Raw genomic sequence first — 13132 nt, 5'->3', positions numbered from 1 at the left:
GGTGTGGGCAAAGCCCACACCCACAACCTTTATATATTGACTTTAATTTTATCGAGCAGCTCTCCGACCTTTTCATGAAAAACAAGGTCGGCGGCGCTGTCCATTGGTGTGGCATCACGATTTATCAGTACAAGTTTATTTCCTTTAAAATATCTCACCATACCTGCGGCAGGATAAACCGTGAGGCTTGTGCCTGCAATAATCAGTGTATCTGCATTCGCAATGGCATTAACCGCACCGTTTACTGTTTTATCGTCAAGTCCTTCTTCATAGAGCACAACATCAGGCTTGATGATTCCCGAACATTCGCATTTTGGAATGCCGTTGCTCTCTTTAATAAACTCGGCAGTATATGATTTGCCGCACTTCATACAGTAATTTCTCAACACACTTCCGTGCAGTTCATATACTCTCTTACTGCCAGCAGCCTGATGCAGTCCGTCAATATTTTGAGTAACTACTGCACTGAGTTTTCCTGCTTTTTCAAGCTCGGCAAGTTTATAATGAGCCTTATTCGGTTTTTTGTCAAGACAAAGCATTTTATCTCTGTAAAAGTGATAAAACTCCTCTGTCTTTTTTACAAAGAATGTATGGCTTAGTATGGTTTCGGGCGGATAATCGTACTTTTGATTATAAAGTCCGTCCACACTTCTGAAATCGGGAATACCGCTCTCTGTAGATACTCCCGCACCGCCAAAGAAAACTATTCTATGGCTGTCATCAATCACTTTCTGAAGTTCGTCAACACTACTCATTACTGCATTGCCTCTTTCATCTGCTTTACATACTCGCAAACAGGCTCAACACATTCTTTACCGTACTTAGCAACGATTTTTACAATTGCAGAACCTACTATTACACCGTCTGCATACTGTGACATATGCTTTGCCTGCTCCGGAGTTGAAATACCAAAACCTACCGCACACGGGGTATCGCTTACAGAACGAACAAGGTCAACCATTTCGCCAATATTTGTTGTAATCTCTTTTCTTACACCTGTTACACCCATTGAAGAAACACAATATACAAAGCCCTGCGCTTCTTTGGCAATGGTTTTAATTCTGTCGTGTGAAGTCGGTGCAATAAGCGAAACAAGCTCTACACCGTGCTTATCGCAATAAGGCTGTAACTCTGCCTTTTCCTCAAAAGGAACATCCGGAACGATTACGGCGGAAATACCGCACTCTGCGCACTTTGCCATAAATGCGTCTGTACCGTAAACAAAAATAGGGTTCATATATGTCATTACGGCAAGAGCCGCCTTAATCTGCGGACGGATTCTCTTTACCATATCAAAAATCTTATCCGTTGTAGTACCTGCCGCCAAAGAACGGAGGTCAGCCTCCTGAATTACAACACCCTCGGCAATCGGGTCTGAAAAAGGTATACCGATTTCTATGATATCTGCGCCGTTTTTGCTCATACCTATAAGGAGTTTTTCGGTAGTTTCAAGGTCAGGATCTCCTGCGGTTACAAACGGAATAAAAGCCTTGCCGTTTTTGAAGGCATCTTTAATCTTACTCATAAATATTCTCCCCTCTGTATCTTGCAATAGCGGCAACATCCTTATCGCCTCTGCCCGAAAGATTTACAACAATAATGCTGTCTTTGCTCATTGTAGGAGCAAGTTTAATGCAGTGTGCAACAGCATGTGCGCTCTCAATAGCAGGGATAATACCCTCTGTGCGTGAAAGATACTCAAATGCGTTTACTGCCTCTTCATCGGTAACAGGCACATATTTTGCTCTGCCTGTATCGCTTAAGTTAGCATGTTCAGGGCCGATACCCGGGTAATCAAGACCTGCTGAAATTGAATATACAGGTGCAATCTGGCCGTACTTATCCTGACAGAAATATGATTTCATACCATGGAAAATACCGAGTGTACCGTTTGCGATTGTTGCGGCATTCTTCGGATTATCAACGCCAAGACCTGCTGCCTCACAACCGATAAGCTGTACGCTCTCATCACCGATAAAGTCATAGAATGCGCCCATAGCATTACTGCCGCCGCCAACACAAGCCATAACCACATCAGGAAGTCTGCCCTCTTTTTCAAGGAGCTGTGCTTTGATTTCCTTACCGATTACGCTCTGGAAATCTCTTACAACCATTGGGAACGGATGCGGACCCATTACCGAACCGAGTACATAGTGAGTATCGTCAACTCTGTTAGTCCACTCACGCATAGCCTCGTTTACGGCGTCTTTAAGAGTCATTGTGCCTGTTTCAACGGCATTTACCTTTGCGCCGAGAAGTTTCATTCTGTATACATTAAGAGCCTGACGGATTGTATCCTCTTTGCCCATAAAAATCTCACACTCAAGTCCCATAAGTGCGGCAACAGTTGCTGTTGCAACACCGTGCTGACCTGCGCCTGTTTCTGCAATTACTCTTGTTTTGCCCATCTTTTTGGCAAGCAGGCACTGACCAAGACAGTTATTGAGTTTGTGTGAACCCGTATGATTTAAGTCCTCACGCTTTAAATAAATCTTAGCACCGCCTAAATCCTTTGTCATTTTCTCCGCATAATAGAGGAGTGACGGTCTGCCGGCATACTCACGCATAAGTGTGTCAAGCTCTGCGACAAACTCCGGATCGTTTTTATATTTTTCATATGCTTCTTCAAATTCATTAACGGCATTCATTAAAGTTTCGGGAACAAACTGTCCACCGTGAATACCAAACTTACCCTTCGACATTGATTTATCTCCTTTTCTAATACCTTATATATTTATAACTTATCACCGTTAAGTTCTTCAAGTGCTTTCTTTTTATCGGCATTTCTCATAAGAGTTTCGCCAATAAGCAGTCCGTTTACTCCTGCTTCTCTAAGCTCCTGCACATCTTCGGCTGTTTTTATTCCGCTTTCGCCGACAAATAAAATTTCCTTTGGTACAAGTTTTCTCAATCTTGTGCAGGTTGTGAGGTCAACCGTAAAGTCCTTTAAATTTCGGTTATTTACGCCGATTACTCTTGCCCCTGCGTCTAATGCCGACTTCACTTCTTCCTCTGTATGTGCCTCTACCAAAGCTGAAAGTCCGAGTGAATCACAAATTTCAATCCATTTTCTGATTGTTTCGGTATCGAGCAACGCACAAATCAAAAGCACCGCAGAAGCTCCGATTACTTTAGCCTCATATATCTGATACTCACAAACTGTAAAATCCTTACGCAAAAGCGGAATTTTTACATTCTGTGATATTTCCTGCAAATATTTATTTTCACCTTTAAACCACTGCGGTTCTGTAAGTACGGATATCGCAGATGCTCCTGCGTTTTCATAATCCTTTGCAATCTGCACATACGGGAAATCCTCTGCAATTATTCCTTTAGACGGAGATGCTTTCTTTACCTCGCAGATATAAGAGATACCGTCCTTTGCAAGCGCCTTTTCAAAAGGAAATTCATCGGTAATGTTCATTGAAAGCGCTTTGCTTTTTATCTCCTCAAGCGGAATTTGTTTTTCAATTTCCGCATATCTTTCTCGGTTTGCCTGTGCTATTGTTTCAAGTATCATAATATCACCGTTATTCATTAGTAGCCTTTACAAACTGCTCAAGTTTTTCATAAGCCTTGCCGCTGTCAATAAGAGTTTCTGCAAGACGGATACCCTCGGCAATATTCTCTGCCTTTCCGCCTGCGCAAATACCGAGAGCCGAATTAAGCAATACAATATCTCTCTTTGCTCCCTTTAACTCGCCTTTTAAAATCTGCTTTGTAATCTCCGCATTCTCTTTGCCGTCACCGCCTGCAAGGTCTGCACTGCTGTATGTCGGCATACCGAACTGTTCCGGAGTAATTTCGTATGAGCTGAATTTACCGTTGTTGATTTCACAAACCTTTGTAGGAGCAGTAACGGTTACTTCGTCCATGCCGTCTGTACCGTAAAATACATATCCGCGCTTTACGCCAAGGTTTGCAAATACTCTTGCAATCGGTTCAACGAGTGCCTCTGAATACACACCTGTTACCTGCAAGTTTGCAAAAGCAGGGTTTGTAAGAGGTCCTAAAACATTAAAAATATTTCTGATTCCTATATCTTTTCTTACAGGGCCGACAAATCGCATTGATGAATGGTAGCTTTGTGCAAACATAAAGCAAATACCTGTATTTTTAAGGATTTCTTCACTTTTTTCCGGGCTTATTGTAAGATTAACTCCAAGAGCCTCCAGACAATCTGCCGCACCGCTCTTGCTTGACATTGAACGGTTGCCGTGCTTTGCAACAGAAATTCCTGCGGCCGCAACTACAAAAGCCGCTGTTGTAGAAATATTAAAAGTACCTGTTCCGTCGCCGCCTGTGCCTACAATGTCGAGTACATCGGTATCTCTTTTAACATGAAGTGCCTTGTCACGCATTACTGTTGCGCAAGCTGTAATTTCGTCAATGGTTTCGCCCTTAATTCTGAGAGCTGTCAAAAATGCCGCTGTCTGTGCTTGAGTGGCTGTACCGCTCATCATTTCGTTCATTACGGCTGCTGCCTCATCATAAGTTAAGTTATTACCGTTTACTACCTTTTTTATTGCTTCCTTAATCATTTCTGTCACCCTTTCTATGTGTTATCCGTAATCATATATTAATAAAATTCTTTATCATTTCCATACCGTGAGAAGTCAGTATCGACTCCGGGTGGAACTGTAATCCGTAAATTTCGTAATCTCTGTGGCGAACTGCCATAACCTCGCCCATATCGTCCTCTGCCGTAACTATAAGCTCATCGGGAACGGTATCCTTTTTTGCAATCAAAGAATGGTATCTCGCACCGTCAACTACCTTTGGCAAATCGGCAAAAATCTTACAACTGTTGTCAAGATTAATATTACTCTTTTTGCCGTGCATAAGTTTTATTGCTCTTGTAATTTCTGCGCCGAATACCTCGCATATTGCCTGATGTCCGAGGCAAATACCGAGTATCGGATACTCGCCTTTAAGCTCTCTTATAACATCTTCACAAATGCCTGCGTCCTTTGGATAACCCGGACCCGGAGAAAGAATAATGTGGGTAGGATTAAGTTTTCTGATTTCATCTACCGTTATTTCGTCATTTCTTACTACCTTTATATCGGGATTAATACTTCCGCAATACTGTACAAGATTATAAGTAAAGCTGTCGTAATTATCTATAAATAAAATCATATAGCTTCAACCTCTCCTGCATTTTTAACTGCATTTATTACCGCAAGTGCCTTGTTGTAGGTTTCAAGATACTCCGACTTAGGGTCGCTGTCTGCAACAATTCCCGCACCTGCCTGAACATAAACCTTATTTCCTTTTTTAACTGCCATTCTTATTGCAATGCAAGTATCAAGATTTCCGTTAAAATCGACATATCCGAGCGCACCGCCATATACCCCGCGAGGTGTTTTTTCAAGTTCGTCTATAATCTGACAAGCTCTGATTTTCGGTGCTCCCGAAAGTGTGCCTGCCGGAAGAAGCGACTCAACCGCATCAAAAGCGTCAAGTCCGTCTTTAAGCTCACCCTCAACCTCACTGCAAATGTGCATTATCTTTGAATATCTTAAAATCTGCTGATATGAAGTAACCTTTACAGAATTGAATTTTGAAATTTTACCTATATCGTTTCTTCCGAGGTCAACAAGCATATTGTGCTCGGCAAGCTCTTTTTCATCTTTTATAAGCTCATCTGCAAGAGCATCGTCCTCCTGCTTATCCGCACCTCTCGGTCTTGAACCTGCAATCGGGAATGTATTAAGCACACCGTTCTGAAGTTTAACCAAAGTTTCAGGTGATGTACTTATAATCTCATCGCCCTCAATATTCATATATACCATATAAGGCGATGGGTTTGTAATTCTCAATACTCTGTATGCATTTAAAAGCGAACCTTTGTACTCGGTTTCAAATCTGCGGGATACAACACACTGAAAAATATCGCCGTCAAAAATATATTCCTTGGTTTTATTAACCATATAGCAAAATTCTTCTTCTGTGTATGTGCTTGTAAATTCCACATTTTTATCGCTTTCAAGCTTTGCAAGCGGAGCAGGGTCTGTAATTGTATTGATAATTTCGTTTATATCGTTTACAGCCTGCTTGTACTGTCTTTCAGGGTCATAAGTTTTCATATTTACTATGACTGTCATTTTTTCACGAAGATGATCGTATGCAATAATTTTATCAAAAAGCATTAAATCAAAATCATTGGTTTCGCTTTCCTGTATTTTCAAAATCGGTTCGCTGACTGCAATCATAGCATATCCGTAATATCCTACAAGTCCTCCTGTAAACGGCGGCAAATCTTCAAAACGAGGATTTTTGTAATTTTTCATATATTTTCGGATTTCTTTGTATGGCTTGGCGGTTTTAATTGCAGCCTCACCCTCGCCTGTAATGGTGAGAACTCCGTTTTTGTAGACAAGTCTTGCCTTAGGATTACAGCCGATAAACGAATATCTGCCCCACTTTACACCGCCCTCGATACTTTCAAGAAGAAAGCACTTGTCTGACTTTTGAAGAATTTTTCTTAACAAAGTAATCGGTGTGACAGAATCGGCGTAAACTTCCTTGTATACAGGGATAACATCGTATTCATCCTTAATTGCCATTACCTCATCATAAGACGGTTTAATCATTTTTCTCACCCTTTATATTTTTTATAAACAAAAAGACCTTTGCCCCAACTAAGGGACAAAGGTCTGAAACGACTTCTGTGGTACCACCCAAATTGACGGAAATTCCGCCCGCTCATACAGCATACTGACATATGCCTCCTGCTGTAACGGTCAGGTTCCGTCGGAAACTACTCGAATACTCTTTCGGTCCGCCCTCACAAGTCCATTCGGAAAAATCTCAACTATCGGCTCGCACCACCCGCCGACTCTCTTAAAGCGCCGATTAATCTTACTACTCTTGCTCAATGGTTTATCTTATAAATTAATACTATTATATAGCGGAATTTTTTAAATGTCAATAGCATTTTAGCACTTTAAAGCGAAAATTCAAAATTATTTTGAATTTTCTGCTGTCTTTAAAATTACAGTTGACTGTGCAGGCATTGTAAGCACACCTTCTTTTATAGCTGTGTGCTGATAAACGGCATTTTCATCTTCTGTCGAAGTAAAAGCACCATCCTTGTCAACAGGTGAGCTTGCAACAAGCTCTGCTCTGATTTCAGGATTAGCTATCATATCATCGGTAATGGTAAGCTCAGCGTTTTCCTCTGCATTCATATTATGAATAATCATCAGCTTTGTTCCGTTATACTCAACATAGTAAGCACAAATTGCAGTATTGTCAAAGGTTTGAAGTCCTGTAATTTTGCCACGAGCAATTTCAGGATTCTGATTTTTGATTTTTATAATTCTGCTGTAAAAGCTAAGTAAAGAATTGGGGTCAGCCTGCTGTTGCTTAGCGCCGCCGTATTTAGTATCTTTCGCAACATCACCTACACCGTTTACCCAAATATTCGGCAAATTATTGCTGTCAAATATCATCGGTGTACGATAAGCCGAATCGGAAGTTGTATTTGGAGCAGTAATTCCGATTTCCTCGCCGTAATAGATAAATGGATTGCCCGGGAACAACATATACACTGAGGCTGCCATTTTCTGATAACTAAGACCCTTAGGTTCAAGCGAGTTACCGCTTCTCACCATATCGTGATTTGACAGGAACATTGTCGGAATGTAATTCTCGTTATTGTTGTACATCTTATCGTTATAATTCATTACCTTTTTAGCGATAGCCGTACCACGCTGTGCTATGACCTCGGTTGTAAGTGTGCCACTTGACTGTGAGAATTTAAATGCAAACTGACTGTCAATTCCCGACTTAAAGATTTCCTGAATCTTTGAATCATCGTCCCAGTTTTCACCTACTACATAAACATCAGGATTTGTTTCCTTACATTTATCACAGAACCAGTTCAAAAATTCCGTGCCGTCGGTGGATTTATTAGAAAAATATTTTACGGCGTCAAGTCTGAAACCGTCAACACCTCTGTCAAGCCAGAATTTTGTAATTTTTGCAAATTCTTCTCTTGTTTTTTCAGAATTTAAATTCCATTCAGGCATTTCCTCAGTAAAATTAGCCTCACAAGCCATTGCATGTGACAAATAATTTGTCTGTGTATCAGAATCAAAATATGAAGTGGGATGAATTTCAAAATACTGTGCATAACCGTCAAGATTGCCCTCTTCCACCTCTTCGACAGCCTTTAAATAATAAGGATGCTGTGAAGATGCATGATTTAACACAAGGTCAAGTATGATGTTAATACCACGCTTATGACATTCTGAAACAAGTTTGTCAAACGTTTCAAGTGTGCCGAAATCAGGGTCAATATTGTAATAATCGGTTACATCATATTTATGATATGACGGCGAAGGCATTATAGGTGTTAGCCATATACCGTCAACACCAAGGTCATTGCCTGTATTTGGATCTCCGTCATTAAGATAATCAAGATTATCAATAATACCTTGCAAATCACCGACTTGATCACCGTTTGAATCTGCAAATGAATTAACAAAAATCTGATAATAGTTACGGTATTTATCGGTTGATGCTGTGGCTGTAAGAGTATTTACCGGATCTTCATATTCTTTAGTACCGCAGCCTGCAAGAATTGCACTTGTAGAAATTGAAGCAATAAGTAAAAGTGTAAAAATTTTTTTCATAAATCCTCCTTATAAAATCAATAAAGTTAAGTAAGAATTGAAATGTATTCTTTATAGGCTATAAATATTATGGTTTGCAAAATATTTCATCAATCATAAAAGTTCGGTCAAACTTTGCAAAGATTATAGGTATGTGTAAAACACACACAAGCCTAAAAAGGCTTGACCTAAATTTTAATTTTTTTAATCTTAACTATGCTGCAAGCCATAATTTAAAACTTAACTAAAAAGGATGGCAGCCAAAGACTGCCACCCAAAAATGTGCAAATAAAGATTAACCCTTTACGCCGCCGGCTGTTACACCTTCGACATAATACTTCTGCATCTTAAGGAAGAGGAGGGTAATCGGAACAGCAACTACTACTGAACCTGCAAGGAACTGCTTGTAGTACTGTGTCTTAAAGTCAAGGTCAACCATAAGCTGCAAACCGATTGCAACAGTGTAGTAATCACGCTTATCACCCATGATGATCTTAGCAAGAATAAAGTCTGTCCAAGGTCCAATGAATGATGTAAGAACTGTATAAACTACGATTGGTTTTGACATAGGAAGAATAATCTTCCAGAAAATCTGGTTCTTAGTTGCACCGTCAATAGTTGCCGCCTCGTCAAGAGCTCTTGGAATTGTATCAAAGAAACCCTTTGAAATCTGATAGCCAAGACCTGCACCGGCACTGTAACAAATTACAAGTGCTACGAGTGTCTGTGTAAGACCCATAGCCTTTAAGAGGTAGTAAATAGCAATCATTGTCATAAAGCCCGGGAACATACCGAGAATCATACCAACATTGATAAACTTTTTACGGGATTTAAATCTTAAACGGCTGAATGCGTAACTTACCATAAGTACAGAAATTGTAGAAATTACGCAGCTAAAGCATGCAACAACAAATGTGTTTATAAACCATTTTGTAAAGTTAAGTGTACCGTGGTTTGTAAAAAGGTCAATGTAGTTCTGGAAAGTCCATTCACGAGGAATGAGATAGTTTACTACAGTAACACCTTCTGCACGGAACGAGTGCATTAAAAGATAGATGAATGGGCAAATCCAAATAAATCCGAGAATAGCGAGGATTATGTAGATAAAAGTATTTGCCAAACCTCTTCTGAGTTTGTAGCTTTTTATCATGAGAACGCCTCCTCGTCTTTTGCAGATTTAGATGAGTTAAATACAATAAGTGAAAGCACAGCGCAGATAATAAATACAATGATACCGATCGCCGCAGCAAGGTTGTAGTCAGAAGAGTTCATAGTAAGTTTGAACAACCATGTTACGAGGATATCTGTATAACCTGCCTGATAGAATTTCTCCGTTGTTGGACCACCGCCTGTGAGGAGGTAGATAACGTTAAAGTTATTGATGTTACCAACGAACTGAGTAATAAGCTGTGGTGTTGTTACGAAGAGCATGTAAGGAAGTGTAATGCTTGTAAATGTTTTTACAGGGCCTGCACCGTCAATACGGGCTGATTCGTAGAGGTCTTCAGGAATATTCATAAGAATACCTGACATTGAAAGAATTGTGTAAGGAATACCTACCCAAAGGTTTACAATGATAACTACTATCTTAGCGATGTTAGGGTCAGTGTTAAGCCACTGAATTTCCACCACCGCAGCATCAGGATTGAACCATCTGCTAATATCTGTAAGTAATACATTAAATGCACCGTCAGTCTGGAGCATCTGATTCATAAGAAGAAGTGATACAAACTGTGGTACAGCGATTGCAATAACAAAGAGAGTTCTCCACAAAGCCTTGAACTTAATACCCTTTTTGTTGATCATAAGAGCAATAATCATACCAAGGATGTAGTTTGTGAAAGTAGCGCAAACAGCCCAAACAAGTGTCCACTTAGCAAGTTCTACGAATGTTGTAGCTCTTGTTGCAGAGTTAGCTACATCAAATACAGATGCAAAGTTTTGGAAACCAACCCAGTGGAACAATGTTCCCGGAGGCATATGCTGAAGGTCATAGTTTGTGAATGCTATAAGTATCATAAAGATGAGTGGAAGAATCTGGAAAATACCAATCATCAGTACAGGGAAAGACAAAAGTGTAATGTGATACTTACCGTCAAGAAATTCCTTGATATCAGTTCTTAATGAAGTTGGCTTTTTGCCTGCTGCAACAAGAAGCTGATGCTTGTAAGCATCTTTTATATTTGCTATGTAAATGGCAAATACAACTACTGTAATTACAATGGTAAGTACAGAATAAAGGAGGATAAGCATTGAGTTATCACCGTAAACAGTTACAGGGAAAATGCCGTCCATCTCTGTGTGAGTCTCAACAGTACCAAGCGAACCAAACTTGGAAATGTAACCCCAACCAAAGAATACCATATAGAGAATGTACAAAACTTCTGAAAGGAAGAATAAAATACCCTTATAGTACTTACCTTTTGAAATGTCACCAAGGCCGAAAATAAGGTAAGAAAGCTTTGTCATAATATCTCCGTTTACAAAGGTTTTGCCGTAATTAGCAAATCCCTTGCCAATGCCAAGAAAAAACTTCACAATAGCATTTCCTATTGCTTTAAAAAAGCCTGCCACTTTACCGGGCAAAGCTTTGAAAAAGTTTTTAGCATTATAGGCAAACTTCTGGAAAGGATTAAGCTGTACATAATCAATATATTTCATTAATAAGCTCTCCTTAAAATAGTTTGCAAAACCTACACCAAACTAATAATATATTCTGCGTTATCAATTAGCATCATAAATACATTAGTAGTTTGGTGTAAATTAATTACAATGTCTGCGACATTGATAACGAGTTTTCACTCAATGGGGCTCTCAGCTACTTGAGAGCCCCACGAGTATGAGAAGATTTATTTTGAAAACTAAAATTATTCGTCTCTTACGTTTGCGATTGTGTCTGTGAGTAACTGCTTGAAGAAGTCAGCGTTTGAAGGATCTGTTTCGTCAGCAATGAGCTTGTTACCGAGGTTTGCATTTGGATCCCAGAATGTTGAAGCTATACTTACCTGTGGTACAGCGAACTTACCCTGCTCAGCAATAGCTGTAAGTACTGCACTGCCTGTAACAACTTCTTCACCGTTTACAGTCTGGTTTGAAGGACCCCAACCGAGCTCTGTAGCTCTTTCTCTCTGGCACTCTTCGCCTGTGAGATAGTTAGCAAGGATCTGAGCTGAACGCGGGAACTTAGAAGATGCGTTTACACCGATGAGCTTGTAACCGAGCATTGAAATTATCTGCTTAGCTTCGCCGTTTACATCGATTGTTGGGAGCTTAGCTGCACCGAAGTTGTCGCCAAGAGCTTTCTTGTCAGGAACTGTGTTCCAAGAACCGTCGATACCGGCACCGCAAGACTTCTGTGAGAAACCGGAAGAAATAGCGTCTATTGAAAGTGACTGGAATGTACCCTTATAGTCGTGTATAAGCTTTGAGAAAGCCTGGAGTGTTGCAACTACCTCGGCCTCATCATAATCTGTGTACTTCTGAGTAATGCCGTCATCCTCAAGACCATCGGTCTTAAGACCGCCTGTGAATGTGAACATACATGCGTAGAAGCCGTCACCTGCGTTCATGATGAACTTCTTACCTCCGGCCTTACAAGCTTCGAGGACATCCTCAAATCTGCCTGCCTGCTCGTCAGAAACTACTGACTTATCATATACGAGGTAGTAACCGTTATCACCTGTTTCCGGATAAGCGTAAATCTTACCGTCGAGTGTTGCAGCTGAAACTGACTCTGCTGTATCTCTCTTAGAAATATCTTCAGCATAAGCAGCCTGTGCAATAACGCCTGCTGTCTGAAGCTTGTTGAGCTGGTCACTTGCGAAACCGAATACATCGGCAGCAGCTGAGGCATCGTTAAGAAGGTTTGTAGCAGCATCTTTCTCAGTCTGAGCAACTACTGTAATATCAATCTTCTTGTCCGGATAAAGAGCCTTGAATGCCTCGCACTCTTTTTCAAAAGTAGAAACTGCATTATCAGGAGCCCATACTTTAAGTGTAATGTTGTCTTCGTCACCAAAGTCGTTGCTTGTTGCAGAAGCACTGTCACCCTTTGATTCTGTTTTTGAAGCTGTACTGCTGTCACCTGAACCGCCGCAGCCAACAAGTGCTGTAGCAGCCATCATACTTGCCAAAAGAACGGCAAAAATCTTTTTCATCGGATATTTCCTTCTTTCATAAAATATAAACTTTCATTCCATTTGAATGATGTGAGGACAGTCCCTCTGTCCTTTCACTACATTTATGATACCAAAAAATCATACAAATTGCAACTACCTTTGTACTTTTTATACAGAGTGTTAAAACTTTAAATTATTTTTGTGCATTTTGCAAGTTAAATTTTGAAATTTTGATTTTATTTACAAAATTATCTCTGGCTTTTTGTTAATAATAACAATATTTTCTTTGTGCAACTTGTTCATTTGGAGATTATCGTTTTATTTTCGTAAATTACTTAAATTCGTTTCTTATCAGCTAAATGCACATATTTTCGTTTACATAGGTGCTTTTTA

11 protein-coding genes and 1 other annotated feature are annotated in these 13132 nt (G+C 40.1%); all 11 genes read right to left on the bottom strand.

Annotation, left to right across the window (positions count from 1 at the left end; all coding sequences use genetic code 11):
- Nucleotides 1-29 precede the first annotated feature (29 nt).
- A complete protein-coding gene (locus AAAY30_RS09055; RefSeq protein WP_296152601.1) occupies nt 30-755 on the bottom strand; it encodes an NAD-dependent protein deacylase in 726 nt (241 codons plus the stop codon).
- Nucleotides 755-1525, bottom strand: coding sequence for a tryptophan synthase subunit alpha (gene trpA, locus AAAY30_RS09050; protein WP_296152603.1), 771 nt, complete (start codon nt 1523-1525; stop codon nt 755-757). The genes AAAY30_RS09055 and trpA overlap by 1 nt, the downstream gene beginning before the upstream one ends.
- Nucleotides 1518-2702, bottom strand: a complete 1185-nt coding sequence (gene trpB / locus AAAY30_RS09045; RefSeq protein ID WP_022234987.1) for a tryptophan synthase subunit beta — start codon at nt 2700-2702, stop codon at nt 1518-1520. The genes trpA and trpB overlap by 8 nt, the downstream gene beginning before the upstream one ends.
- 32 nt (nt 2703-2734) lie before the next feature.
- Nucleotides 2735-3520: an indole-3-glycerol phosphate synthase TrpC gene (trpC, locus tag AAAY30_RS09040; protein WP_294384153.1), complete on the bottom strand. Its 786-nt coding sequence runs from the start codon at nt 3518-3520 to the stop codon at nt 2735-2737.
- A 10-nt stretch (nt 3521-3530) separates the two neighbouring features.
- The gene (gene trpD / locus AAAY30_RS09035; protein ID WP_296152604.1) at nt 3531-4541 is read right to left on the bottom strand and encodes an anthranilate phosphoribosyltransferase; all 1011 of its coding nucleotides are present in this window, start codon (nt 4539-4541) and stop codon (nt 3531-3533) included.
- Nucleotides 4542-4572: 31 nt separating this feature from the next.
- Nucleotides 4573-5139, bottom strand: a complete 567-nt coding sequence (locus AAAY30_RS09030; protein ID WP_022234990.1) for an anthranilate synthase component II — start codon at nt 5137-5139, stop codon at nt 4573-4575.
- Nucleotides 5136-6596, bottom strand: a complete 1461-nt coding sequence (gene trpE / locus AAAY30_RS09025) for an anthranilate synthase component I (RefSeq protein ID WP_499215699.1) — start codon at nt 6594-6596, stop codon at nt 5136-5138. Before trpE ends, AAAY30_RS09030 begins: the two co-directional genes overlap by 4 nt.
- Nucleotides 6597-6644: 48 nt before the next feature.
- Nucleotides 6645-6890, bottom strand: a binding site (T-box leader).
- Between the two features lie 78 nt (nt 6891-6968).
- The gene (locus AAAY30_RS09020) at nt 6969-8642 is read right to left on the bottom strand and encodes an alpha-amylase family glycosyl hydrolase (RefSeq protein WP_499215698.1); all 1674 of its coding nucleotides are present in this window, start codon (nt 8640-8642) and stop codon (nt 6969-6971) included.
- Between the two features lie 274 nt (nt 8643-8916).
- The gene (locus tag AAAY30_RS09015) at nt 8917-9771 is read right to left on the bottom strand and encodes a sugar ABC transporter permease (RefSeq protein ID WP_195411107.1); all 855 of its coding nucleotides are present in this window, start codon (nt 9769-9771) and stop codon (nt 8917-8919) included.
- Nucleotides 9768-11282 carry a carbohydrate ABC transporter permease gene (locus AAAY30_RS09010; RefSeq protein ID WP_022234994.1) on the bottom strand — a complete coding sequence of 505 codons (1515 nt, stop codon included), beginning with the start codon at nt 11280-11282 and terminating at the stop codon, nt 9768-9770. Before AAAY30_RS09010 ends, AAAY30_RS09015 begins: the two co-directional genes overlap by 4 nt.
- A 206-nt stretch (nt 11283-11488) precedes the next feature.
- Nucleotides 11489-12778: an extracellular solute-binding protein gene (locus AAAY30_RS09005; RefSeq protein ID WP_296152612.1), complete on the bottom strand. Its 1290-nt coding sequence runs from the start codon at nt 12776-12778 to the stop codon at nt 11489-11491.
- Nucleotides 12779-13132 lie beyond the last annotated feature (354 nt).

Origin of the sequence: Ruminococcoides bili, from assembly GCF_040093295.1 — a bacterium.
GTDB lineage: Bacteria > Bacillota > Clostridia > Oscillospirales > Acutalibacteraceae > Ruminococcoides > Ruminococcoides intestinale_A.
Note: the sequence above shows the minus strand (reverse complement) of the source record. Positions and strands in the feature narration are given on the sequence as shown.

Bases quoted from the DNA above. Each gene is read 5' to 3' on its own strand.
- AAAY30_RS09055 (WP_296152601.1), bottom strand. From the start codon at position 755: ATGAGTAGTGTTGACGAACTTCAGAAAGTGATTGATGACAGCCATAGA.
- trpA (WP_296152603.1), bottom strand. From the start codon at position 1,525: ATGAGTAAGATTAAAGATGCCTTCAAAAACGGCAAGGCTTTTATTCCG.
- trpB (WP_022234987.1), bottom strand. From the start codon at position 2,702: ATGTCGAAGGGTAAGTTTGGTATTCACGGTGGACAGTTTGTTCCCGAA.
- trpC (WP_294384153.1), bottom strand. From the start codon at position 3,520: ATGATACTTGAAACAATAGCACAGGCAAACCGAGAAAGATATGCGGAA.
- trpD (WP_296152604.1), bottom strand. From the start codon at position 4,541: ATGATTAAGGAAGCAATAAAAAAGGTAGTAAACGGTAATAACTTAACT.
- AAAY30_RS09030 (WP_022234990.1), bottom strand. From the start codon at position 5,139: ATGATTTTATTTATAGATAATTACGACAGCTTTACTTATAATCTTGTA.
- trpE (WP_499215699.1), bottom strand. From the start codon at position 6,596: ATGATTAAACCGTCTTATGATGAGGTAATGGCAATTAAGGATGAATAC.
- AAAY30_RS09020 (WP_499215698.1), bottom strand. From the start codon at position 8,642: ATGAAAAAAATTTTTACACTTTTACTTATTGCTTCAATTTCTACAAGT.
- AAAY30_RS09015 (WP_195411107.1), bottom strand. From the start codon at position 9,771: ATGATAAAAAGCTACAAACTCAGAAGAGGTTTGGCAAATACTTTTATC.
- AAAY30_RS09010 (WP_022234994.1), bottom strand. From the start codon at position 11,282: ATGAAATATATTGATTATGTACAGCTTAATCCTTTCCAGAAGTTTGCC.
- AAAY30_RS09005 (WP_296152612.1), bottom strand. From the start codon at position 12,778: ATGAAAAAGATTTTTGCCGTTCTTTTGGCAAGTATGATGGCTGCTACA.